This is a genomic window from Leisingera sp. ANG59, from assembly GCF_013317235.1.
Lineage (GTDB): Bacteria > Pseudomonadota > Alphaproteobacteria > Rhodobacterales > Rhodobacteraceae > Leisingera.
Map to the genome: position 1 here is coordinate 322,976 of NZ_WLCM01000004.1, position 23,084 is coordinate 346,059.

Annotated in this window: 22 protein-coding genes and 1 tRNA gene; 13 read left to right on the forward strand and 10 right to left on the reverse strand. The window is 63.7% G+C overall.

Annotated elements, in window-relative coordinates; translation table 11 throughout:
- Positions 1–69 precede the first annotated feature (69 nt).
- Entirely contained in the window at positions 70–396 is a 327-nt protein-coding gene (locus tag GKC28_RS05855) for a TIGR02300 family protein (protein WP_174145900.1), read from the reverse strand.
- Positions 397–497: 101 nt separating this feature from the next.
- Here GKC28_RS05855 and GKC28_RS05860 point away from each other — a divergent pair, with 101 nt between their 5' ends.
- The 10 genes from GKC28_RS05860 (at position 498) to GKC28_RS05905 (ending at position 13,235) form a co-directional block, all read left to right on the forward strand.
- Positions 498–1,184 carry a M48 family metallopeptidase gene (locus GKC28_RS05860; RefSeq protein WP_174145902.1) on the forward strand — a complete coding sequence of 229 codons (687 nt, stop codon included), beginning with the start codon at positions 498–500 and terminating at the stop codon, positions 1,182–1,184.
- Positions 1,185–1,266: 82 nt separating this feature from the next.
- The gene (locus tag GKC28_RS05865; RefSeq protein ID WP_174145903.1) at positions 1,267–3,126 is read left to right on the forward strand and encodes an adenylate/guanylate cyclase domain-containing protein; all 1,860 of its coding nucleotides are present in this window, start codon (positions 1,267–1,269) and stop codon (positions 3,124–3,126) included.
- Between the two features lie 54 nt (positions 3,127–3,180).
- Positions 3,181–3,837 carry a GntR family transcriptional regulator gene (locus GKC28_RS05870; protein ID WP_174145905.1) on the forward strand — a complete coding sequence of 219 codons (657 nt, stop codon included), beginning with the start codon at positions 3,181–3,183 and terminating at the stop codon, positions 3,835–3,837.
- 177 nt (positions 3,838–4,014) lie between these two features.
- Positions 4,015–6,123 (forward strand): adenylate/guanylate cyclase domain-containing protein, encoded by a 2,109-nt coding sequence (locus GKC28_RS05875; RefSeq protein WP_368041094.1) that lies wholly within the window; start codon positions 4,015–4,017, stop codon positions 6,121–6,123.
- A 504-nt stretch (positions 6,124–6,627) separates the two neighbouring features.
- On the forward strand, positions 6,628–8,187 hold the full coding sequence (locus tag GKC28_RS05880) for an ABC transporter substrate-binding protein (RefSeq protein ID WP_174145907.1): 1,560 nt from the start codon (positions 6,628–6,630) through the stop codon (positions 8,185–8,187).
- 145 nt (positions 8,188–8,332) lie between these two features.
- On the forward strand, positions 8,333–9,313 hold the full coding sequence (locus GKC28_RS05885) for an ABC transporter permease (RefSeq protein WP_174145909.1): 981 nt from the start codon (positions 8,333–8,335) through the stop codon (positions 9,311–9,313).
- Positions 9,310–10,260, forward strand: coding sequence for an ABC transporter permease (locus tag GKC28_RS05890; protein ID WP_174145911.1), 951 nt, complete (start codon positions 9,310–9,312; stop codon positions 10,258–10,260). Before GKC28_RS05885 ends, GKC28_RS05890 begins: the two co-directional genes overlap by 4 nt.
- Before the next feature lie 4 nt (positions 10,261–10,264).
- Complete coding sequence (locus tag GKC28_RS05895; protein ID WP_174145913.1) at positions 10,265–11,260, forward strand: ABC transporter ATP-binding protein; 996 nt, start codon at positions 10,265–10,267, stop codon at positions 11,258–11,260.
- A complete protein-coding gene (locus GKC28_RS05900) occupies positions 11,257–12,300 on the forward strand; it encodes an ABC transporter ATP-binding protein (protein WP_174145915.1) in 1,044 nt (347 codons plus the stop codon). Before GKC28_RS05895 ends, GKC28_RS05900 begins: the two co-directional genes overlap by 4 nt.
- 14 nt (positions 12,301–12,314) lie before the next feature.
- Positions 12,315–13,235 carry a LysR family transcriptional regulator gene (locus GKC28_RS05905; RefSeq protein WP_174145917.1) on the forward strand — a complete coding sequence of 307 codons (921 nt, stop codon included), beginning with the start codon at positions 12,315–12,317 and terminating at the stop codon, positions 13,233–13,235.
- Between the two features lie 91 nt (positions 13,236–13,326).
- On the opposite strand, the gene GKC28_RS05910 is transcribed toward GKC28_RS05905, so the two are convergent.
- The 7 genes from GKC28_RS05910 to GKC28_RS05940 all read right to left on the reverse strand — a co-directional run bounded on the left by GKC28_RS05910 (position 13,327) and on the right by GKC28_RS05940 (position 19,229).
- Positions 13,327–13,403: transfer RNA gene (locus GKC28_RS05910), tRNA-Pro, on the reverse strand.
- A gap of 174 nt (positions 13,404–13,577) precedes the next feature.
- Entirely contained in the window at positions 13,578–14,681 is a 1,104-nt protein-coding gene (leuB, locus tag GKC28_RS05915) for a 3-isopropylmalate dehydrogenase (RefSeq protein WP_174145919.1), read from the reverse strand.
- A 123-nt stretch (positions 14,682–14,804) separates the two neighbouring features.
- Positions 14,805–15,848 (reverse strand): endonuclease/exonuclease/phosphatase family protein, encoded by a 1,044-nt coding sequence (locus tag GKC28_RS05920; RefSeq protein WP_174145921.1) that lies wholly within the window; start codon positions 15,846–15,848, stop codon positions 14,805–14,807.
- A complete protein-coding gene (locus tag GKC28_RS05925; RefSeq protein ID WP_174145923.1) occupies positions 15,845–16,681 on the reverse strand; it encodes a hypothetical protein in 837 nt (278 codons plus the stop codon). The genes GKC28_RS05920 and GKC28_RS05925 overlap by 4 nt, the downstream gene beginning before the upstream one ends.
- 374 nt (positions 16,682–17,055) lie before the next feature.
- Complete coding sequence (leuD, locus tag GKC28_RS05930; protein WP_174145925.1) at positions 17,056–17,661, reverse strand: 3-isopropylmalate dehydratase small subunit; 606 nt, start codon at positions 17,659–17,661, stop codon at positions 17,056–17,058.
- 12 nt (positions 17,662–17,673) lie between these two features.
- On the reverse strand, positions 17,674–19,077 hold the full coding sequence (gene leuC, locus GKC28_RS05935; RefSeq protein WP_174145927.1) for a 3-isopropylmalate dehydratase large subunit: 1,404 nt from the start codon (positions 19,075–19,077) through the stop codon (positions 17,674–17,676).
- A 53-nt stretch (positions 19,078–19,130) separates the two neighbouring features.
- Complete coding sequence (locus GKC28_RS05940; protein WP_226429013.1) at positions 19,131–19,229, reverse strand: isopropylmalate isomerase; 99 nt, start codon at positions 19,227–19,229, stop codon at positions 19,131–19,133.
- 224 nt (positions 19,230–19,453) lie between these two features.
- Between GKC28_RS05940 and GKC28_RS05945 the strand changes: the two genes are divergently transcribed.
- From GKC28_RS05945 to rlmH, 3 genes are all read left to right on the forward strand, one after another.
- Positions 19,454–20,830, forward strand: coding sequence for a mechanosensitive ion channel family protein (locus GKC28_RS05945; protein ID WP_174145929.1), 1,377 nt, complete (start codon positions 19,454–19,456; stop codon positions 20,828–20,830).
- Positions 20,831–20,997: 167 nt separating this feature from the next.
- Positions 20,998–21,369 carry a ribosome silencing factor gene (gene rsfS / locus GKC28_RS05950; RefSeq protein ID WP_174145931.1) on the forward strand — a complete coding sequence of 124 codons (372 nt, stop codon included), beginning with the start codon at positions 20,998–21,000 and terminating at the stop codon, positions 21,367–21,369.
- Positions 21,370–21,445: 76 nt separating this feature from the next.
- Positions 21,446–21,916: a 23S rRNA (pseudouridine(1915)-N(3))-methyltransferase RlmH gene (gene rlmH, locus GKC28_RS05955; protein ID WP_174145933.1), complete on the forward strand. Its 471-nt coding sequence runs from the start codon at positions 21,446–21,448 to the stop codon at positions 21,914–21,916.
- A 52-nt stretch (positions 21,917–21,968) separates the two neighbouring features.
- Here the strand turns inward: rlmH and GKC28_RS05960 are convergent, their stop codons facing one another.
- Both GKC28_RS05960 and GKC28_RS05965 read right to left on the reverse strand, forming a co-directional pair.
- Positions 21,969–22,325, reverse strand: coding sequence for a hypothetical protein (locus GKC28_RS05960; RefSeq protein ID WP_174146061.1), 357 nt, complete (start codon positions 22,323–22,325; stop codon positions 21,969–21,971).
- Between the two features lie 35 nt (positions 22,326–22,360).
- Entirely contained in the window at positions 22,361–23,083 is a 723-nt protein-coding gene (locus tag GKC28_RS05965; RefSeq protein WP_174145935.1) for a DUF599 domain-containing protein, read from the reverse strand.
- Position 23,084: the final 1 nt, after the last annotated feature.

The following is a 23,084-nucleotide window of genomic DNA, read 5'->3' on the forward strand; positions in this document are numbered from 1 at the left end:
TTTTTTACCGCCGGCCAGGGCGGACGGTCCGGGGACGGCGGAACGCGCCCCCGAACCGCTTGAACGGCCTCAGGAATCGTCGTCCGGCGACGACATGTCGGCGATGTCGTCGAGCGAAACGTTGTCATCATCATCGTCATCGTCCAGGACATCATCGCCCAGATCGACATCGACGTCCTCGTCATCTTCCAGGACCACGTCATCCGCGTCCAGGTTCTCTTTGGCTTTCAGGGTGGCCGCGTCTTCGGCATCTGCTTCGATCATCCGGGTCTTGCCGGTATCCAGCTCGACGACCTCGCCCGTGTAGGGGCTGACGATCGGGTCCTTGTTCAGGTCATAAAAGCGCTTGCCAGTGGTGGGGCAGACGCGCTTTACACCCCATTCTTCCTTGGGCATGTGGATCCCCTTGATTTACTGGTGAGTCGTATCGACGATTCCGGTGCCTTGCCATATGAGGGGGGCACTGTCAAAGCCAAAGCCTGGAAAGGGGCGCATGCATGGCCGAACATCTCCTGCCCGGGAACCCGCCAGTGCCGCTGACGCTGCGCCGCTCGGGCCGCGCGCGGCGGATCAGCCTGCGGATCTCTTCGCTGGACGGGCGGGTGACGCTGACCCTGCCCAAGGGGCTGCCGGAGCGCACCGCGCTGGCCTTTGCCGAGGAGAAGGCGGACTGGATCCGGGCCAATCTGGAAAAGCACCCGGATGCCGTCGAGGCCGTCTTTGGCGCGGTGCTGCCGATTGACGGCCAGGACCGGGTGATCGCGCCGGCCCCGGGGCGGCGCATCCAGCTGGAGGCCGGCCGCGTTGCGGTGCCGGGGCCTGCACCGGGACGGCCGCTGCAGCGGTATCTGCGGGAACTGGCGCGCAACCGGCTGGCGGAGGCCTCTGATTTCTACGCCGCCCGGTTGGGTAAAGGCTACAGCCGCCTGACCCTGCGCGACACCCGCTCGCGCTGGGGTTCCTGCACCGCGGACGGCGGGCTGATGTATTCCTGGCGGCTGATCCTGGCGCCGCCTGCGGTGCTGCGCTACGTCGCCGCCCATGAGGTGGCGCATCTGCAGGAAATGAACCACTCGCAGGCGTTCTGGGACACGGTGGAGCACATCCACGGCCGCTGGCAGGACCAGCGCGCCTGGCTGCGCGAAAACGGCGCCAGCTTGCACCGCTACCGTTTCGGCGAATGAAATCAGGACTTTGAGCCGGCGGGCGCGCGGGCTAAGCTGGCTCCAGTTGCAGTTGCCAGTTCCCCGGTTCAGAGGCCGCCCCGTGTCAGACAAGCCGCAAAGACGCCTTGCCGCCATCTTCATGCTGGATGTCTCCGGCTTCAGCCGGATGATGGCCGAGGACGAGGCCGGCACCCTGAACCAGGTGCTGGCGCAGCAGCAGACCCTGATCGCGCCGGCCATCCGCAGCCATGGCGGCCGCATCGTCAAGCTGATGGGCGACGGGGTGCTGGCGCTGTTTCCCAGCGTGATCTCGGCAGTGGAGGCGGCGGCGCACATCCAGGCGGATGCGGCGCGGACCCGCCACCTGCCGCTGCGGATCGGCATCAATCTGGGCGAGGTGCTGATTGCCCAGGGCGATGTCTTCGGCGACGAGGTGAACATCGCCGCCCGGCTGGAGAGCCTGGCGCGCCCCGGCGGCGTGGCGCTGTCGGCGGCGGCTTATGACCAGGTCCGCAACCGCATTCCCTATGATTTCGAGGATTTCGGCCGGCATGAGGTCAAGAACCTTCCCGACCCAGTGCAGGTCTATTTTCTGGGCGAGGAGCTGACCTCGCTGCCCTCCCTGCGCCGCAGCACCCAGCCGCCGAAACTGCCGGAACCTGCACCGCGCCGGGGAATGCGGCCTGCGATGCTGCTGCTGGCGGGCTGCCTGGGTGCGGCCGCCGCCGCGGCCGGGATCTGGGGCTGGCAGCAGGCGGCCCGGCAGGGCAGCGCCGCAGCCCCGGCGGCAGGCCGGCCCGCCGCCTCGGCGTTTGAGGGCAGCCCGGTGATCGCGGTGCTGCCGTTCACCGCAGATGCGCTGCAGCCGGAGACCGCGCGGATGCTGTCGCAGGACGTGACCCGAAGCCTTGCCGCCGCCAGCGATGTCCGCATCGTTGCGCCCGGCAGCAGCCGCGCCGCCGCGGGCTTGCTGCCGGGCGAGGCCGCGGCGCTCCTGGGGGCGGATTTCGTGGTCGCGGGCCATCTGCCCGGCACCCTGCTCGACGGGGTGCGCCTGGAAATCCTCCAGGCGGCTGCAGGCAGCGGCGGCGAGGCCGGGGCAAAGCCGCTCAGCATCCTGCCGCCGCGGCCTCAGGAGGCCGCTGCGCCCCTTGCTCAGCAGCTTGCCGCAAGCATCATCCGCTATTTCGGCAGGCCGCTGCCGGAGCTGGATCTTCCTGACGTGCCCGATGGCGCTTTGCTGCAGCTGTTCACCGCCCGCAGCCTGAGGCAGCACGGCAACCGCGAAGGTGCGGAGCTGGCCCTGCGCCGGGCGCTGCGGATGGCGCCGGACTGGCCGGAGGCGCAGGCGCTGGCGGCGCTTTGGCATCTGGACCTTCTGACCGGCCCGGCGGCTGACCTGCCGCAGCGCGCGGCGGAAGCGGCGGAGATCGCGGCTGGTCTGCCGCCGCAGTCTGCCGTCCTGCAGTTGCGGGCGCTGGCGGCGCAGTTTGCGGGCAGGTCCGATGCGGCGCTGCAATTGGCCGAACAATTGGCAGAGGCCTACCCCAACGATGCCCAGGGGCAGCTTCTGCGTGCCTGGCTGCTGCATCTGGCAGGGCAGGCGGGCGGCGCACAAAACGTGCTGGATCATGTCAGCCGGCTCGACCCGCTGCCGCAGCCGATGGTGCTGACGGTGCAGTCCGCCATCCACCTCGCGGCGGGGCAGGATGCAGAGGCCGCCGCAGCCGCGGCTGAGGCGCTGGCGCTGGAGCCCGCAGCACAGCTGGCCTGGGTGCTGCACTGCGCCAGCCTGGCCGCATTGGGCAGTTTTGACGAGGCCGCCGCCGCCTGCGCCCGACTCAAGGGCGCGCCGCTGACGCTGGATCAGGCGGCGGCGGCCTTTCCCTATTCCGCAGCAGCGCCGCGGCGGGCCTTGCGCACCGGCCTCAGCCTGGCAGGTCTGGCGGGCCGGCCTTGAGAGCGCGCGCAAATGCGCGGTTGACCGCGGCGGGATTTGTGATCACATGACCGGATGAACCAGCCCGTTCGCCCCGCCCAGGAAACCGCCTCCGCTCCGGCCCATGACCGCGTCTACCGGGCGCTGCGCACCCGCATCATGCACGGCGAGATCACCCCCGGCGCCGCCCTGACCCTGCGCGGTATCGGCGGCGAATTCGGCGTCTCGATGACGCCTGCGCGCGAGGCGGTGCGCCGCCTGGCCGCCGAGGGCGCGCTGTTCCTGTCCTCCTCGGGCCGGGTGACCACGCCGGAACTGACAAACGAGCGGATCGAGGAACTGGCCGCCCTGCGCGCGCTGTTGGAGGTGGAACTGGCCAGTCGCGCCCTGCCACGCGCCCACATGGCGCTGATCGACCGGCTGCAGACGATCAATTCCAACGTCGCTGAGATGGTCTCCAAGCGCGATGCAGTGGGCTATATCCGCACCAACTTGGAATTTCATCGCACTCTCTACCTGCGCGCTCAGGCGCCGGCCATGCTGGCGATGGCGGAAACCGTATGGTTGCAGCTTGGTCCCACCATGCGGGCGCTCTATGGCCGGTTGCGCCGCACCGATCCGCCGCAGAACCACCGCCTGATCATCGCCGCGCTCAAGGCGGGGGATGAGCCCGGCCTGCGCCTGGCGGTACGCTCCGACGTGACCCAAGGCTTGCGGCTGCTGGCGGGCTAGGGGTGTATTGAAGCCGGTTCCCATGAAGGGACCGAACTGGTACACTCCAACCCTATGAAAAGCCCTTCAAATCGCCGCCTGGCAGCGATCATGGCTGCGGATGTGGCGGGCTATTCCTGACTGACCGCTGCGGATGAATAAGGCACGGTAGCCGCTCTGCACGCCATCCGAAGCGAAGTGGTCGAGCCGGTCACGGAACAGCACGGCGGCCGCATCGCGAACACCGCGGGCGACAGTTTCCTGATTGAATTCCGCAGTGCCGTTGATGCGCTGCGCGCCGCCCTCAGCATCCAGGACCAGTTGCAGACCCGGAATGCCGGTGTGGCAGCGGACCGTGCCATCCTGCTGCGGATCGGCCTCAACGTCGGGGATGTCATCTCCAACGGCGGCGACATCCTGGGCGACGGCGTCAACGTGGCTGCCCGGCTGGAGGCGCTGGACGAGCCGGGCGGGATCACGGCTTCGCAGGCAGTTGTCAGCTATGCGCGTAAGAGCATTACCGCCGACTGCATCCCAATGGGTCCGCAGATGGCCAGGAATATTCCGGAACCGGTGGAGGTCTTCTGGATCGGCAAGTTCGGAGATACCGCAAAACAGAAAAAGCGTGCCCAGTTCCCGCGCGCCGGGCTGGCTGTGGGGATTGGCGGTCTCGCAGCTGCCGCTGCGGTTTTTTGGATCGCGCCCTGGCAGTCAGACCCGGATCAAGCAATCGCAGCGCGAATGGCCTTTCCGCTGCCGGATCTGCCCTCGGTTGCGGTGCTGCCGCTGGCCGACGCCACCGGCGACAGCGGCAGTGCAATGCTAGCGGATGGATTCTCCGAAGACTTGATCACTGACCTGTCTCGAATTTCTGGCCTGTTCGTGATCTCCGGAAACAGCTCCTTCGCCTATCAGAACCAGCAGATCAGCCCCGCGCAATTTGCCGAGGAAATGGGCGTGAGGTATGTGGTCGACGGCAGCTTGCGCCGCACTGCCACGGCGTTCCGGGTCAACATCCGGCTGACGGATACATCCAGTGGCCGGCTGGTTTGGGCTGACCGGTTTGACGGCCCGCTGCAGGAACTCTTTTCTGTCCAGAACCGTATAGCACCGGATATCGCCAAGGCGCTGGAACTGCGGGTGGATGAGGGAGAGCGCACCGGTATCGAGCAGGTGGACACCGCCACCATTGCCGCGCGCGAGGCGTTTCAGCAGGGCTGGGAGCTCTATGCGCGGTTCAACGAACAGGACAATCTGGCCGCCATTCCGCATTTCGAACAGGCGGTGACGCTGGATCCGGGCTATGGCCGCGCCTGGGCTTTTCTGGCAATGGCACATCTGCGTCCGCATATTTTCCATAACTGGAGCGGTTTTGCAGAACGCGCCGGTGAAATGCATATCTGCCTGTTCTACAAATATTTTCAGGAAGTTGTCCGTCACGACACGCCGCTCAAGCACGTTATCCGGGCGATGGTGCTTTTGAACCTGCATGATTGGGACAGTGCCCGGGGCAGCAGCCAGGGAACTTTTGAAGCGCGCCAGGAGGCCGCCAGGGCCATTGCCCTCCAGCCTAGCGATCCGGAGGCGCATCTGGCCATGGCCTGGGTTTTGATTGCGGCGGGCCAGCCGGAAGAGGGGCTGGCCTTTGTCCAGGCAGCCATGCGGCTCGATCCCAAACATCCCAGCCATTACGTCCTGTTTCAAGCTGCAGCTCACTTCGCGAAGGGGGAGTACGATTTGGCGGCAGACAGGCTGCTGGCAGAGCTGGAGCTCAATCCGCAGGCCAGGGAACTGATGCCAATAGCAGCCTCGGTTCTGGCGCTGAAAGGAGAACAGCGGCAGGCAAGGGCAATGGTGGAGCGCTGGCAGAAAGGCAAGGAAGAGGCTCTCCTGCCGATGGCGGTGGAGCGCCACTTCTTCATCGTGCGATGGATTGGCAATAGCCAGCACTTGAACCGGCGCCTGTCGGACGGGTTGCGGCTTGCGGTCCTGCCGCCGGGGACAACGGTGGCCAGCCTCAGGGCCGGGCTGACGCTGGCAGACGCCAGCTCCCAGCGGCAGGCGGCACGGGCACTGGGCCTGTTCGGCGCCGGTGCAGCGCCCGCGGTGCCGGAACTGATAGAGCTGCTGGACAGCCCCTCCGCTTTTGTGCGCAAAGACGCTGCCAACGCCTTAGGCGGTATCGGTGCTGCCGCAGAAGCGGCACTGCCTGCGCTGGACGCCCTCGCGGGCTCCGGCCTGGCCGGAAAACGCGCGGCCCTGGCTGCGGAGCGGATCCGCAGCAGTCTGGCCGAGGAGGAGCTCTGACGGGGCTCTTCTCCGGTTCAGCTACTTTCGACGCGCTTATAAATGGCACAGGCGGACAGAACAGGTCGGACCTCAGCTATTGCTGAGTTCATTTTCAACAGGGCATCGCAGAGGCCGGTGTGCCGGAGCCTCTTTGTCGCTTGAGGTTGTAGACTGCACCGGACCCTTGAGGGTTAAGTTGTCGCGCTGGACCCGGCGCCGTACCGATCAATTTCAAACAAACGGTACCCGGTCGGCGCTGCAGATCGGGACTGGAAGTGGGCCTTCAAGGAGGCAGACGGGTATCTGTGGATTGCGCATAGCACCGCTCTGAGAGGTCAGGATTGACACAGGCAGATGCAGTTAGAACATAAAGCCGGCAGGGGTAAGGCTCTGATCTGAAATTGGTATTCCAGGGGTGCATGGCTCTGATGTGCAACCTGCATACCCTATGCGATATCGGCATTTCACAGTTTGCGCGCCACGGGCTAGCGTTTGCGGCATAATCACAGGGGAGTATGCCTAATGACGAAATTTGTCAGAAGCCTGGCGGCTGCTGCGGTGGTGGCGATGGCACCGGTTGCCTATGCCGAAACCACCGTGCGGGTTGCCTACGACGCTGACCCGGTCTCGCTGGATCCGCATGAACAGCTGTCCGGCGGCACGCTGCAGCTGTCGCACATGGTCTTTGACCCGCTGGTGCGCTGGACCAAGGACCTGCAGTTCGAACCGCGCCTGGCCGAAAGCTGGGAACAGATCGACGAGACCACCATGCGCTTCAAGCTGCGCAGCGGCGTCACCTTCCACAGCGGCAATGCGCTGACTGCCAAGGATGTCGACTGGACCTTTGACCGTCTGAAGGCAAGCGACGACTTCAAGGCGATCTTCGCACCGTTCACCGATGTCGAAGTCGTTGACGACATGACCTTCGATCTCAAGACCGCGGAGCCCTATCCGCTGGTCCTGCACACCGCGACCTACATCTTCCCGATGGACAGCGCGTTCTACACCGGCACCACCGAGGACGGCAAAGACAAGTCCGAGATCGTCAAGCATGGCGATAGCTTTGCCTCGCGCAACATTTCCGGCACCGGCCCGTTTGTGGTTTCCGAGCGTGAGCAGGGCGTGCGCGTCGTGTTCGACCGCTTCGACGGCTACTGGGACGCTGATGCAGGCAATGTCGACAAGATCGTTCTGACCCCGATCAAGGAAGACCCGACCCGCGTGGCGGCCCTGCTGTCCGGCGACGTGGACTTCATCGCGCCGGTTCCGCCGACCGACCTGAAGCGCGTGGAAGAGGCCGAGGGCGTTGACCTGATCACCATGCCCGGCACCCGTATCATCACCTTCCAGATGAACCAGAACCGCGTCGAAGCCTTCAAGGACGCCCGTGTCCGCCAGGCAATCGACTATGCTGTCAACAACGCAGGCATCGTTGACCGCATCATGCGCGGCTTCGGCACCGTGGGCGCACAGGCCAGCCCGGCCGGCTACCTTGGCTACAACGAAGCCCTGGCTCCGCGCTTCGACCTGGAGAAAGCCAAGGCGCTGATGGCTGAGGCAGGCTATGCCGACGGCTTCTCGATCACCATGATGGCGCCGAACAACCGCTATGTGAACGACGACAAGATCGCCCAGGCGGTGGCTTCGATGCTGGCGCAGATCAACATCAAGGTTGACCTGCAGACCATGCCCAAGGCGCAGTATTGGCCGACCTTCGACGAGCGCGCAGCAGACATGATGATGATCGGCTGGCATGCGGACACCGAAGATTCCGCCAACTTCCACCAGTTCCTGACCGCCTGCCCGGATGAAGCAACCGGCAACGGCCAGTATAACTCGGGCAACTACTGCAACGAGGAAGCCGACGCGCTGATGAATCAGGCCAACGCGGAAACCGATCCGGCCAAGCGTGCGGAAATGCTGCAGAAGCTGGAAGGCATCCTCTATGATGAAGCGGCCTTTATCCCGCTGCACTGGCAGAACCTGGCATGGGGTTCCAAGTCCGGCATGAACTCGGCGGACATCGTGAACGCGCTGAACTTCCCCTACTTCGGTGACCTGGTTGTCGAGACCGGCAGCTAAGCACTGAAAAACCCGGGCCGGTCTCCCCCGGCCGGCCCGGACCTTTTGAATAACAAGCGGCCGCCAAGGCTGCACCTGCAGGATCCGCGCCCCCGCCAGGACGCACAAGCCTGCGCTGTCATTAAACTCTACAAAGGTCAGGACGATGTTTGCCTATCTCGCAAAGCGAGTCATTCAGGCGATTGCCGTGATGTTCGTCATCTCGCTGATTGCCTTTGCCATCCAGGGCAACCTGGGCGACCCGCTGCGCGAGCTGGTCGGGCAGTCGGTCTCGGAAGAAGTACGCCAGCAGCTGCGCGACGAAATGGGGCTGAACGACAGCTTCGTGACGCAATATCTGCGGTTTGCAGGCAATGCGCTGCAGGGCGACCTGGGCACCTCCTATTTCTTCAAGGAGCCGGCGCTGGACGTGATCCTGAAGAAGCTGCCCGCGACGCTGGAGCTGGTGTTCGGCGCCACGCTGATCATCGTCGGCTTTTCGGTGCCGCTGGGTATCTATACCGCGATCAAGCCGGACAGCATCCTGAGCCGCATCATCATGGGCCTGTCGATTGTCGGCATCTCGATCCCGGTGTTCCTGACCGCCATCCTGATGATCTTTGTGTTCTCCGTCGAATACGGCTGGTTCCCCTCCTACGGGCGCGGCGACACCGTGCATGTCTGGGGCTATTGGGAGACCAATTTTGCCACCGCTGACGGCTGGATGCATATCATCCTGCCCTCGATCGCGCTGGCCTCCATCATGCTGCCGTTGTTTGTCCGCCTGATCCGGGCCGAGATGATGGAAGTGCTGCAGTCCGAATACGTCAAATACGCCAAGGCCAAGGGCATCAACCCGTGGCGCATCTACTTTGTGCACGCGCTCAAGAACACGCTGTTACCGGTGATCACTGTGGGTGGTGTGCAGATCGGCACCATGGTCGCCTACACCATCCTGACAGAAACGGTGTTCCAGTGGCCGGGCATGGGCTTCATGTTCCTGGAGGCGGTGAACCGCGTCGATACCCCGCTGATCGTGGCTTACCTGATTGTTGTCGGCTTCATCTTTGTGGTCACCAACACCATCGTCGACCTGATCTATGGCCTGGTGAACCCGACCGTGAATATTGCGAGGATGGGCGCATGAGCACCGAAACGCTGAACCCGAAGTCCGAGCCCTCGCGCTGGTCCAAGATCTGGAACTCCAACATGGGGTACAGCTTCCGCCGCAACCCGGTGGCGGTGTTGAGCATGATCGTGTTCCTGCTGATTGCACTCGCGTCCTTCCTGGCGCCGGTGATCGCGCCTTATGATCCCTATGATCCGGCGCAGATCGACATCATGAACTCGGAATACCCGCCTGCCTGGGTCAGCGGTTCGCTGCCGGAGTTTGTGCTGGGCACCGACGACCAGGGCCGCGACCTTTGGTCCACCATCCTGTACGGGACCCGCCTGTCGCTGCTGATCGGCATTTGCGCTGTGGCACTGCAGGCGTTCCTCGGCATCTCTATCGGCCTGATTGCGGGATATGTCGGCGGTCGTCTCGACAGCTTGCTAATGCGGCTTGCTGACATCCAGCTGTCGTTCTCCACTTTGATGGTGGCGATCATCTTCCTGGCGGTGACGCAAGCGATGTTCGGAACCGACACCTTCAACAAATATGCGGTGGTGTTCCTGATCGCGGTGATCGGGGTGGCGGAATGGCCGCAATATGCCCGGACCGTCCGTGCGACCGTGCTGGCCGAGAAAAAGAAGGAATACGTCGACAGCGCCCGGGTGCTGGGTTTCGGCCCCATGCGGATCATGGTGCGGCATATCCTGCCGAACTCGCTGTCGCCGATCTTTGTGATCTCCACCGTGCAGGTCGCCAACGCGATCATCTCCGAGGCGTCGCTCAGCTTCCTGGGCCTGGGCATGCCGCCGAGCCAGCCGTCACTGGGCTCGCTGATCTCTTCCGGTTTCGACTACATCTTCTCCGGCAGCTGGTGGATCACCGCTATTCCCGGCGTGGTGCTGGTGGTGCTGGTTCTTGTCATCAACCTGCTGGGCGACTGGATGCGCGACGTCCTGAACCCGAAACTCTACAAGGGGTAACGCGATGAGCCTTCTTTCCGTTCGCGACCTCACCGTCAAGTTTGCAATGCGCGACCAGACGGTCACCGCCCTAAACGGCATTTCCTTCGACCTTGCCAAGGGTGAGCGACTGGGCATCGTTGGTGAAAGCGGCGCCGGCAAGTCAATCACCGGCTTCTCGCTGATGAACCTGCTTAGCCGCCCCGGCTACATCGACAGCGGCAAGATCCTGTTCGAGGGCGAGGATGTCGTTCAGATGAACGACAAGCGCCTGCGCAACCTGCGCGGCAACCGGATGGCGATGATCTTTCAGGATCCGATGGTGACGCTGAACCCGGTGCTGACCATCGGCCAGCAGATGATCGAGACGCTGATGGCGCACCGCAAGCTGAGCCGCGAGGAAGCGCGCCAGATCGCTATCGTCAAGCTGCGCGAGGTCTATATCCCGTCGCCGGAGGAGCGTCTGGAGCAATACCCGCACGAGCTGTCGGGCGGCATGCGCCAGCGGATCATCATTGCGATTGCGCTCTTGCTGGACCCGCAGCTGATCATCGCGGATGAGCCGACCACCGCGCTGGACGTGACCATTCAGGCCGACATCATGGAACTGATGCTGGAGCTGTGCCAGTCCAACCAGGTGGGGCTGATCCTGATCACCCACGACCTGGGCGTGGTCAGCCAGATGACCGAGCGCACGCTGGTGATGTATGCCGGCCGCATTATCGAGGCCGGGCGCACCCGCGAGATCATCAACGACCCGCAGCACCCCTATACCCAGGGCCTGATCAACGCGCTGCCGCAGCAGACGGTGCCGGGTCAGCGGCTGAAGCAGATCCCAGGCAATATGCCTGGCCTGGCCAGCATACCCGCTGGCTGCGCCTTCAACCCGCGCTGCAAGTACGCCACCGACCTGTGCCGCAGCCGGGTGCCGGAAATCGTGCAATACGGCGAGGTCGCAGTGGCCTGCCACGAGGTGCAGCGCCTGCACAGCGATGAAGACCGTCAGGAGGCACGGGCATGAGTGACGCAAAGAAAGACCGCCCGCTGCTGGAGATCAAGAACCTGGAGAAGCGGTTCGACCTCGATCACGGTTTTCTGGAGACCCTGAAGTTCAAACAGGGCCGGGTCGTGCGTGAAAGCCGATCGGTCCATGCGGTGAACAACATTTCGCTGGAGGCCCGCAAGGGCGAGGCTCTGTGCGTGGTGGGCGAATCGGGCTGCGGCAAGTCCACCGTAGCGCGGTTGGTGGCGGGCCTGCTGACCCCGACGGCGGGGGAGATCCATTATGGCGGCCAGCGCATCGACAACCTGTCGCGCGGCGCTATGCAGCCGCTGCGCAAGAAGATCCAGATGATCTTCCAGAACCCCTATGCCTCGCTCAACCCGCGCATGACCATCCGGCAGGCGCTGGAGGAGCCGGTGCGCCACCACTATCCCAGCGCCTCGGCGGCGGAGGTGCGCGACAAGGTGACAGAGGTGATGCTGTCGGTGGGCGTCGATCCTAGCTGGGCCAAGCGCTACCCTCATGAGTTTTCCGGCGGCCAGCGCCAGCGGATTGCCATCGCCCGCGCCCTGACGGTGGATCCGGAGTTCATCATTGCTGATGAGCCGATCAGCGCGCTGGACGTGTCCATCCAGGCGCAGGTGCTGAACCTGATGCTGGAAGCCAAGGAAAGCCGCGGCCTCACCTATCTGTTCATCACCCACGATCTGAGCGTGGTGGAGCACTTCGGCACCCGGGTTGCGGTTCTTTACCTCGGGTCGGTTTGCGAGGTTGCGGACACCGCGACATTGTTCTCCAGCCCAAAACACCCCTATACTCGGGCCTTGCTGTCCGCGGTGCCGCAGCTGAAGGACGACCGGCCGAACCATATCCGCCTCAAGGGCGAGATCCCGACGCCGATCAACCTGCCCACAGGCTGCCCGTTCCAAAGCCGCTGCGCCTTTGCGGACGCACGATGCAAGAGTGAAAAGCCCAAGGCCATTCACCAGCCCGACGGCAGCATGGTTGCATGCCATGCCGTCGAAGAAGACAGGCTGGATGCGGTGGCCGCCGGTTAAAACGGGACGCCCAGTTGGATATCATCTGGCTCAAGGATTTCGAGGCTTTGGTCGCGTGCAAGAATTTCTCGCGCGCGGCTGAGGAGCGCAATGTCAGCCAGCCGGCCTTTTCGCGCCGGATTCGCGCGCTGGAGAATGAGATCGGCGTGCGGCTGATCAACCGCGAGACGCTGCCGCTGACACTGACGCCGGCGGGGGAAGTGTTCCTGTCGCAGTCGCGCATCATGCTGCGCACCTACGAGGAGACCATCGAACGCTGCCAGACCATCGACGCAGCGGGCGAAAATGTGATCCGCTTTGCCGCCTCGCAGTCGCTCTACATGACCCACTACAAGGCTTTGATTGCGCCGCTCGCCAGCGAGGGCGGGGTCGACACTGACCTCAATTCCACCTCCTGGGCCGCCGACCAGTTCGTCAGCGCGCTGCAGCAAGGCTATTGCGATGTGATCCTGACCTACTGGCACCCGTCGATGGATTTCCTAGGGCCCTTGGAGGTTGCCAACTTCGAGTATCTGACGCTTTCGACCGACCGTTACGTGCCGGTGTCCCGCACCAGCCCGGACGGCGGCGCCGAGTTTGCCTTCAAACTCGGCAGCAAGGATGCGGTTCCGCTGCTTTCCTATGGTGCTGTCTCGGCGCTGCGCTCAGTGCAGGAGTTTGCCCTGACCCAGCTTTTGCCCGGGCAGAAGGTGTTTGTGGTCAACCAGAACGCGCTGGCCAACAGCGTCAAGGCAATGATCCAGGAAGGCTTCGGCATGGGCTGGCTGCCGCTGAGCCTGTGCCGCGAGGAAATCGCCTCCGGCCGGTTCGCCATTGTCGACGAGCGGCTGGGCACCGATCTTGAAATCCGTCTATACCGCGATCCGCGCAGTACCAAGCAGACGCTGGATGTGCTGTGGAAACAGCTGAAACGCTCAGCGATGAAAGCGGCCTGAGCGCCGGCCCGCCGACAGGCCTGTTTGACGTCCGCAACCAAATAATTCTGCCCCGGAAACAACAAAGGCGCCCGAAGGCGCCTTGTTTTATTGGTCGGAGTGAGAGGATTCGAACCTCCGACCCCTGCCTCCCGAAGACAGTGCTCTACCAGGCTGAGCTACACTCCGACCGTGGAGGGCGAAATAGCCCAGGGCGCGGGGTTTGACAAGGGCGATTTCACAGAAAGATGCGGTTTTCGGGAAATCTTTTTCGCGTCTGCCGGCGCGGTGCTGCCAGCCACGAAAAAGCCCCGCTCAGTTTGCCGGGCGGGGCTATCTTGACTTCTGATTAATAGCTTAAAGTCAGATACTTGCATCCAGCGCAGCCACAACAGCATCGCCCATCTGGCTGGTGGAGACAGGCTCCACGCCTTCGCTGGCCAGCAGGTCCGCAGTACGCACGCCGTCGGCCAGCACCTTCTCGACCGCGGCTTCCAGGCGGTCGGCCTCAGCACCCTGATCGAAGCTGTAGCGCAGCGCCATGGCAAAGCTCAGGATGCAGGCGATCGGGTTCGCCTTGCCCTGGCCCGCGATGTCCGGCGCAGAGCCGTGCACGGGCTCATAAAGCGCCTTGGGTCGGCCGTTGGCCATTGGTGCGCCAAGCGAAGCGGAGGGCAGCATGCCAAGCGAACCGGTCAGCATTGCCGCGCAGTCGGACAGGATGTCGCCGAACAGGTTGTCGGTCAGGATCACATCGAACTGCTTGGGCGCACGGACCAGCTGCATGGCACCGTTGTCGGCGTACATGTGGGACAGCTCGACCTCCGGGTAATCAGCAGACACGCGGGTCACCACCTCGCGCCACAGGATGCCGGATTCCATCACATTGGCCTTCTCCATCGAGCAGACCTTCTTGTTACGGCGCATTGCCAGCTCGAACGCGGAGCGTGCGGCCCGTTCGATCTCGCTTTCGGTGTAACGCTGGGTGTTGATGCCGACGCGCTCGTTGCCTTCCTCGAAGATGCCGCGCGGTTCGCCGAAGTAGACGCCGGAGGTCAGCTCGCGCACGATCATGATGTCGAGGCCCGCGACGATGTCCTTCTTAAGCGAGGAGAAATCGGCCAGTGCATCAAAGCACTGCGCCGGGCGCAGGTTGGAGTAAAGGTCCATCTCCTTACGCAGGCGCAGCAGGCCGCGTTCGGGTTTCACGGAGAAATCCAGGTTGTCATAGGCCGGGCCGCCGACCGCGCCGAGCAACACCGCGTCGACCTCCTGCGCCTTGGCCATGGTCTTATCCGCCAGCGGCTTGCCGTGCTTGTCATATGCGGCGCCGCCGACCAGATCCTCGCTCACATCGAACTGCAGGCCGCGCTTGTCGCCGAACCAGGTGATAATCTTGCGCACCTCGGTCATGACTTCGGGGCCGATCCCGTCACCGGGCAGAATCAGAATCGATGGATTGGGCATGGGGTCCTCCAAAAAACAGCTGGCAAGGGCGTAGCGGGACAGCGGGGCAGGGTCAATAACAGCCCTTGGAAATAAAGGAGAAAGATGAGGATTAGCCCGCGCAACGAAGTTGTGGCGGGTAGGTCAGTCCAGAAGCAAATCCACCCAGACCAAGCGGTGGCGGCTGGCGATTGCCGCCGGGGCGTTATGGCTGTCCGGCCACAACACGCCGCTGCCGGTGACGGTCAGCCCAGAAGAGGGCAGCACATAGTCCACCCGCATACGGCCGGCGCTTTGCCACTCCACGGTGGCAGTACCGCGCTGGGGGCTCCGCGGGCGGGGATCCTGAAGGCGGGGGTCCGCCAGGAGGCTCCCGATGGCTTCCTTGCGGCCCTCACCGTGCCCCGGATCGAGATTGGCATCGCCCGCAATCACAAAGGGAGGTTCGGGTGCAGGCCCAAGAGCGCCGTCCAGCAGCAGTTGCCACAGCCGGACTTCATCGTGGTTGCGTCTGCCATTGCGGTCTTCCGGCCCGTCAAACAGCGGCGGAGTGGAATGAAAAGTCATCACTTTCAGGCGGCTGCCATCCGCCAGTAGCAGCGGGACCAGCCAATGAGCTGTTGCGGGCAGGCGCTGCACGGCTTGCGCTTCGGCGGAGGGGAAGGGGCGGCCGTTCGCGTGTTGCGGCAGCAGGGCACCCGGCAGGTCCTTCCACAGCAGAGAAGAAAAGTCGCGGATGCCGTCATGATCTACTGGCAGCCGGGACAGCAGCGCAATGCCGCCCTGGCCACGGAACCTTCCGTACCCTTGATTGTCGCGCGGTTCGCCGGTTTTACCATTGCCGTCCAGGTCCAGCGGGGCAGGCGGGGGCAGGCCGGAATTGGGTTGCAGCGCAACACGGTAAGGGTAGTCCAGGCCCCTGTCCGCCAGCAGCGCGGCCAATGCTGCCAGCGCCCGGCCTTCGTAGTCCCAGTCGATCCCCTGCAGTGCCAGCACATCCGGCTGCACGGTGGTGATCACCTCCACCACCGCAGCGACCTGCGAATCGCTGCCGCCGGTGATGTCTCGCAGCAGCAAGCCCGGACCGTCACGCGACAATTCGGTGTTGAAAGTCGCAATGCGGAGGGTATCTGTCCAGCCTGTCCCGGTAGCAAGGATCAGGAGAAGACCCGCCGCCAGCTGCCTCATGCGGTTTGCAGGTCCTCATCCGCGCCGAGGCTGGCAGCGCGCCGTTTCAGCGCAATCAGCCCGGCGATGCGCAGCATCGCCATGCCGCGCATGATCATTGAAGCAGGGACCAGCGCCCAGGCGCTGATCATCCAGATCAGCATATGCGGTGATGCCAGAATGCCCGGATCCACGAGGCCGGAGGCAAGTTTGACCGCGGCGGGCAATGCAAAGGGCAGAAGCGCTCCACCGGCAATATTGACGCGGCCGTCGCGTTGCAGGCGCTGCACCACATCGCCGCCGGTTGTGGGATCGAACAGTGGCAGGTTGACCCAGACATTGAAGGCGCCGTTGCCCACCGGCCAGTGGCCGATCCGGATGACCAGCGCAAAGGTGGCGATGGTGGTTGCGGCCACAGCACTGGCAAGCCCGGCTGCGTCACGTGCCATCAGCACAACCGGTTCCGGCATCTGCGGCGGCATCATCAGAACCGTCATCTGCACCGGTGAATAGGCAAAGTCGAGATGCACGCCGAGCCAGCTGCCCAGCTGATGCACCAAAGCGGTCAGCCCAGTTGGCGCCACCGGGTGTGCTGCCAGCAGGCTGAGCGTGCCGACGGTGGCACCGGCAGCCGCAAAGCGCATCCGGTTGATTGGCGGAGCGTTTCGGAATTCAACGAAACTGGGGAAATGGGAGGCATATTCGCTGAAGGCCAGGGCACATCCCAATAGTGCAATAAACAGGATGATTTCCGGTGACTCGGTGGCCGACGCCGGCAGAATCAGCGTCGGCATCGCAAACAGCATGGCCACCAGTAAGCCGCGGAACGCCGCGCCCGTGATACGTGCAAACACGTCTTTCATTCCCTTCAAACCAGCGCGGGCGTTTTTTGCCTCTTGCGTCCGGATTTGAAGCCCCCCGGTAGAGTGGGCCGGGGTGCTCTGCCTCATTTTTGCCCCATTGTGCCCGGCTGGCGGCTTTTCGCTCAAGGGGGCGCGGTAAATACGAGGCCACTTTCCGCGCCGCACTGGTGCGGGATTGCATCAGGGTTTCGGTTCAATTTGAGGGTATTGGCCGCGCGACTACTATATGCTGTGTGTGCACGTGGATGACGCACAACGTCCTTATCGATGCGCAATTGCGGCGGAAATGGGGCGCGAATCTGGCGGGGCAAAAAGAAAACCGCCCCGGGCAGGGCGGTTCTCGGTATTACAGCGGTCGGCCGGGATCAGACCCAGGGGCGTTCCTGCGCGGCCTTGGTCTCAAAGGTCTTGATCGAGTCGGCCTTTTCCAAAGTCAGGCCGATGTCGTCCAACCCGTTCAGCAGGCAGTGCTTCTTGAAGGGGTCCACGTCGAACTTGATGACTTCGCCGTCCGAGGTGGTGATCTCCTGCGCTTCCAGGTCCACGGTCATGCGGGCGTTCTCGCCCTTCTCCGCGTCCGCCATCAGGATGTCGACGTGCTCCTGCGGCAGCACGATCGGCAGGATGCCGTTCTTGAAGCTGTTGTTGAAGAAGATGTCCGCGAATGAGGTCGACACGATGCACTTGATGCCGAAATCGGCAATCGCCCAAGGCGCGTGCTCCCGGCTGGAGCCGCAGCCGAAGTTGTCACCGGCCACCAGGATCTCAGCGTTTCGGTACTGCGGCTTGTTCAGCACGAAATCCTCGATCTCGGTGCCGTCGCGGTTGTAACGCATCTCGTCGAACAGGTTCTTGCCGAAACCGGTGCGCTGAATGGACTTCAGGAACACCTTCGGGATGATCATGTCGGTGTCGATGTTGACCAGCGGCATCGGTGCGGCAACGCCTTGGATCTTTGTGAACTTTTCCATGCTTCTGGCTCCTTACATCAGCTCGCGCACGTCGGTCAGCTTGCCGGTCAGGGCAGCGGCGGCAGCCATGGCAGGGGACACCAGGTGGGTGCGGCCCTTATAGCCCTGGCGGCCTTCGAAGTTCCTGTTCGAGGTTGCGGCGCAACGCTCGCCCGGGGCCAGCTGGTCGGGGTTCATCGCCAGGCACATGGAGCAGCCCGCAAGGCGCCATTCGAAACCGGCGGCCTCAAAGATCTCGGCCAGGCCTTCTTCCTCGGCCTGGGCGCGGACCAGGCCGGAGCCCGGAACGATCATGGCGCGCATGCCGTCCTTGATCTTCTTGCCTTTCACCACTTCCGCCACGGCGCGCAGGTCCTCGATGCGGCCGTTGGTGCAGGAGCCGATGAACACGGTGTCGATCTCGATGTCGGTCAGCTTCTGGCCGGGGGTGAGGCCCATGTACTCGATCGAGCGGCGGGCCGCCTCGACCTTGCCGCCGGTGAAGTCCTCGGGGTTCGGCACCACGCCGGTGATCGGCAGCACGTCCTCGGGCGAGGTGCCCCAGGTCACGACCGGCTCGATGTCCTCGCCCTTCAGGGTGACGACCTTGTCGAAATGGGCGCCTTCGTCGGTGTAAAGCGTCTTCCACCAGTTCAGAGCGGCTTCCCACTGGGCGCCTTTCGGAGCGTGCGGGCGGCCTTTGACATATTCAAAGGTGGTCTCGTCCGGTGCGATGAGGCCGGCGCGGGCGCCGCCTTCGATCGCCATGTTGCAGACGGTCATGCGGCCTTCCATCGACAGATCGCGGATCGCTTCGCCGCAGTATTCGATGACATAGCCGGTGCCGCCGGCGGTGCCGGTCTCACCGATCACGGCGAGGGTGATGTCCTTGGCGGTGACGCCCGGCTTCAGCTTGCCGGTGATCTCCACCTTCATGTTCTTGGACTTCTTCTGGATCAGCGTCTGGGTGGCCAGCACGTGCTCCACCTCGGAGGTGCCAATGCCATGCGCCAGCGCGCCGAAGGCGCCGTGGGTGGCGGTGTGGCTGTCGCCGCAGACCACGGTCATGCCGGGCAGGGTCCAGCCCTGTTCGGGGCCGACGATGTGCACGATGCCCTGGCGGATGTCATCCACCGGGTAGTAATGCACGCCGAATTCCTTGGCGTTCTTGTCGAGCGCCTCGACCTGGATGCGGCTTTCCTCGTTCTCGATGCCTTTGGCGCGGTCCAGGGTGGTCGGCACGTTGTGGTCCGGCACCGCGATGGTCTTTTCCGGGGCGTGCACCTTGCGGCCGGCCATGCGCAGGCCCTCGAAGGCCTGCGGGCTGGTCACTTCGTGGACCAGGTGGCGGTCGATATAGAGCAGGCAGGTGCCGTCCTCTGCTTCATGCGCAACATGCGCATCCCAGATCTTGTCATAGAGTGTCTTGGGGGACATGGGTCCTCTCCCGTGATGTATTGGGTATGCTGGCTTTGGGCTGGGCAACGGCCTTATAGGCGCGCCAGGACCGTGCGGGCGGCGCCAAAGAACCGTTCGCGCAGCCGTGCGCGGTCTTGCAGTTCGATCTTTTGCGCCAATACGAGGGTCATGGCTGTCAGATACATCCCGGCGGGCCGGCAATCAAGATTCGTTCTAAGGGCGGAAAGGAATGCTCCAACCCGCCCAGCCTGCGCGGCACCGGGCGTGCACCCCCTGTGCACCCCCAGTGCACCGGCAGGCGCCCTTTCCAGCCGGTTGGAGTGCCGGGCGGGAAGGCTCTTTCCTTGATCCGGGCGCCGCCGGGCGGCAGACTGAGAAAAAAGAGGGGCGCGCGATGGAGCCGGAAGAGCAGACACCACCCAGAGACGCGATCGCGGAAAGCACCGCCGAAGCACTGGAGCTTGGCCAGCAGCTGTGGGAACTGGCGGCGGAGGGCATTGAGCTTTTGCTAAGGCCCTGGAATGCCTATCAGGCGGGGATCGTGCTGGCTGTTTTTGTGCTTGCCACCCTGATCGCGCGGCCGCTGAAAAGCGCTTTTCACGACTGGTTGCGTGCACGGGAGGGCTGGCCGCGCTGGCGGATACGGACCGGGCTGGTGGTACATAAGCGGATCCGGGGCATTCTGTTTGTACTGCTTATCTGGATGGTTGTCCTGATCATGCAGGAGATGACCTGGCCCAGCCGTTCGCGGCTGCTGACGGTCATCGCCAACCTGTCGCTGGCCTGGCTGATCGTTTCCTTTGCCACCAGGCTGGTCGGCAACCCGCTGCTGCGCAATCTGGTGAAATACGGCGCCTGGATCTGGATCACCCTGCGTATTCTCGGCATCACCGAAGATGCGGTGCATTTGATGGACGGGGTCGCCATCAGTTTCGGCGATCTGAGGATCTCGCTGTTCCTGGTAGTGCAGGCGGTGGTGATTTTGGGGGTGATGCTGACGCTGGCGCGGGTCATTTCCTCGGTGGCGGCGAACCGGATCCGCGCCAATTCCGACATCTCCCCCTCGATGCAGGTGCTGGCGGCCAAGCTGGCGCAAATCCTGCTGTTCGGCGGCGCCTTCTTTATCGGGCTGAAAGCGATCGGTATCGACCTCACTGGTCTTGCGGTGTTGTCGGGCGCCATCGGCGTCGGTCTCGGGTTCGGCCTGCAGAAGGTGGTGTCGAACCTGGTGTCGGGGCTGATCATCCTGTTGGACAAATCGATCAAGCCGGGGGATGTGATCTCGCTGGGGGACACATTCGGCTGGATCAATTCGCTGGGCGCGCGCTATGTCTCCGTCGTGACCCGCGACGGGCGGGAATACCTGATCCCGAACGAGGATCTGATCACAACCCAAGTGGTGAACTGGTCGCATTCCGACAATTATGTGCGCCTGGACCTGCATTTTGGCACCGGCTATGGCGACGATCCTCACAAGGTCCGCACGATCGCGATTGAGGCCGCCTGCGGCGTCAAGCGGGTGCTGCAGTACGGCAGCAAGAAACCGGTCTGCCACATCACCGGCTTTGGCGACAGCAGCGTTGATTACGTGCTGCGGTTCTGGATCGATGACCCCACTGGCGGCCTCACCAACATCCGCGGCAATGTCTATCTGGCACTGTGGGATGCGTTCCAGGCAGAGGGCATTTCGATCCCGTTCCCGCAGCGCGAGGTGCGGATGCTGAACGACCCGCTGCCGGTGAGGGTTGCACCCGGGGACAATGACGGATAAAGCACAGGGCTTGCATCGCCGGGGGCGGGTTTCATTGAAAATTTACCCACTGGTTGCTACATTATTAACAGGCCCGGCGCCGGGGCTTGGCGGCGCGTTGCAAGGAGGACTATGTCCTGTCACCCGTACCTCAAGCGGCGGATGCCGCTGTTAATGGGGCAGCCGTGATGGCCGCCCAGTCCCAGCCCACCAGCGAACAGCTGCTGGAGCGGATTCTCTCCTCACTCAGCGATGACAAAGCCGAAGATGTTGTGCAGATCGACCTGCGCGGCAAGACTTCGATCGGCGACTACATGGTGCTGGCTTCCGGCCGCTCCACCCGCCAGGTCGCGGCGATGGCGGAAAAGCTGACCGACCGGCTCAAGCAGGAGTACCGGATCACTTGCAAGGTCGAAGGCAAGGATGCCGGTGACTGGGTGCTGATCGACTCCGGTGATGTGATCGTCCATATCTTCCGCCCGGAAGTGCGCGAGTTCTACCAGCTCGAGAAGATGTGGATGCCCGGAGGCACCGCGGCAGCACCGGCAGCCGAGGGCTGATCCAGGGCTGATTTGATGCAGGCCCGCGCATGGGTGCGGGCCGGAATGCTTCAGGCCCGGCGAAATCAGGACTGTCATGCGTCTGCATATCATTGCGGCCGGGCGTCTGCGCTCAGGACCGGAAAAATCCCTCATCGACGATTACCTGACCCGGTTCGACCGGACCGGCCGCGCGCTGGGCCTTGGGCCTGCGCGGGTGGTGGAGATCGAGGACAAGAAAAATGCAGGCATGGCGGCGGAGGCCGCACTGCTGCGCAAGGCGCTGCCCAAGGGCGCAGTGGTCTGCACCCTGGATGAGCGCGGCAAGGTAATCTCCTCCCCGGATTTCGCGGATAAGCTGGCAGGCTGGCGCGACAGTGGCCGCCAGGATCTGGCGCTGATCATCGGCGGCGCGGACGGCATTGATCCCTCTTTGCGTGCCGAGGCCGATTTCTCGATCTCCTTCGGCAAGATGGTCTGGCCGCATATGCTGGTGCGGGTGATGCTGGCGGAGCAGATCTACCGCGCCGCAACGATTCTGGCAGGCAGCCCGTATCACCGGGTGTGAATGCGCTTTAAGGCGCATGCTTGCGGCGCGAGTATTTTGGGCAAGATGAAAGTCAGGGCAGGGGGAGAATGTATGTTTCTTCGCCCCAGCCATCCACTATGCAGCGCGCCTGGATTTGCACCTGCGTTGTGCCGTTCGGCACCTGCACGCCGCTCAGGGAGCGGGTGAAGGGCTGTTCGTGTTCGTGCGGATGTGCCAGCACGCGCAGTCCCAGCTCGTTTCCGTTCATGTCCAGCACCCGCCAGCCGTCGGCGTAATGCTCCCATCCGGTGTCGGGATGGGAGAGGGTGACGCTGACGGTCCAGCTGCCGCCGGATTGGCGGGCGGTGGCGTTCTCGATCACCGGCTCGTCGGCAAAGGCGGGCAGGGGGGCAGCACTGAACGTGCAGATTAGAAGCAAATGTCTCATGCCCGCACCATAGCTTTGCGGGCGGAGCGGCAGTTTCACGAAACCGTGTCCCCTTTGCTTTCCGGCGGGATGCGCAGCAGGATCCGGCGGGAGTGCGAGACGAATTCCCGCCGGTACAGCACCGCCACGGTGATCAGCGCCGCCCCGCCCAGCGGCAGGGCGCCAGCCAGCCAGGCCACCGCGGCCAGGGCGAAATAGGTCGACCGCATGCCGCGGTTGAAACTGCGCGCGGCGGTGATGCTGATCTCAGCCGCCTGCGCGGCGCGGGGATAGGCGAGGTCATCAGTGGGATCATTCGGCACTGCCGCCATCAGCACCGCGCAATAACCGAACAGGCGGTGCGCCCAAACGAATTTCAGAAACGCATTGGACAACAGCAGCAGCACCACCAGGATCTTGACCTCCCAGACAAAGGCGGGGGCGCTGTCCTGGATCAGGTCCTCGGCCACCCCCGCCAGCTGCTCGGTATTGCCGATCAGGGCCAGCCCGCCGCCGATGGCAATCATCGCGGCAGAGGCAAAGAAAGCGGTCGCTTGACGCAGATTGCCCGCCAGCTGCGCGTCGAAGATCCGCGGGTCGCGCTCCACCATCCGCTTCATCCAGTCGCGCCTGAAATCCTCCATCAGAAGGGAGACAGAGAGCCGTCCGGCGGGCGGGTTCTCGATCCGCCAGCCGATCCACAGCCAGCCTGCGATCAGCAGGGCCAGCGCGGCGAGGTCAAGGAGGGAAAACTGCTGAAGGCGGGTGGTCCAGATCATG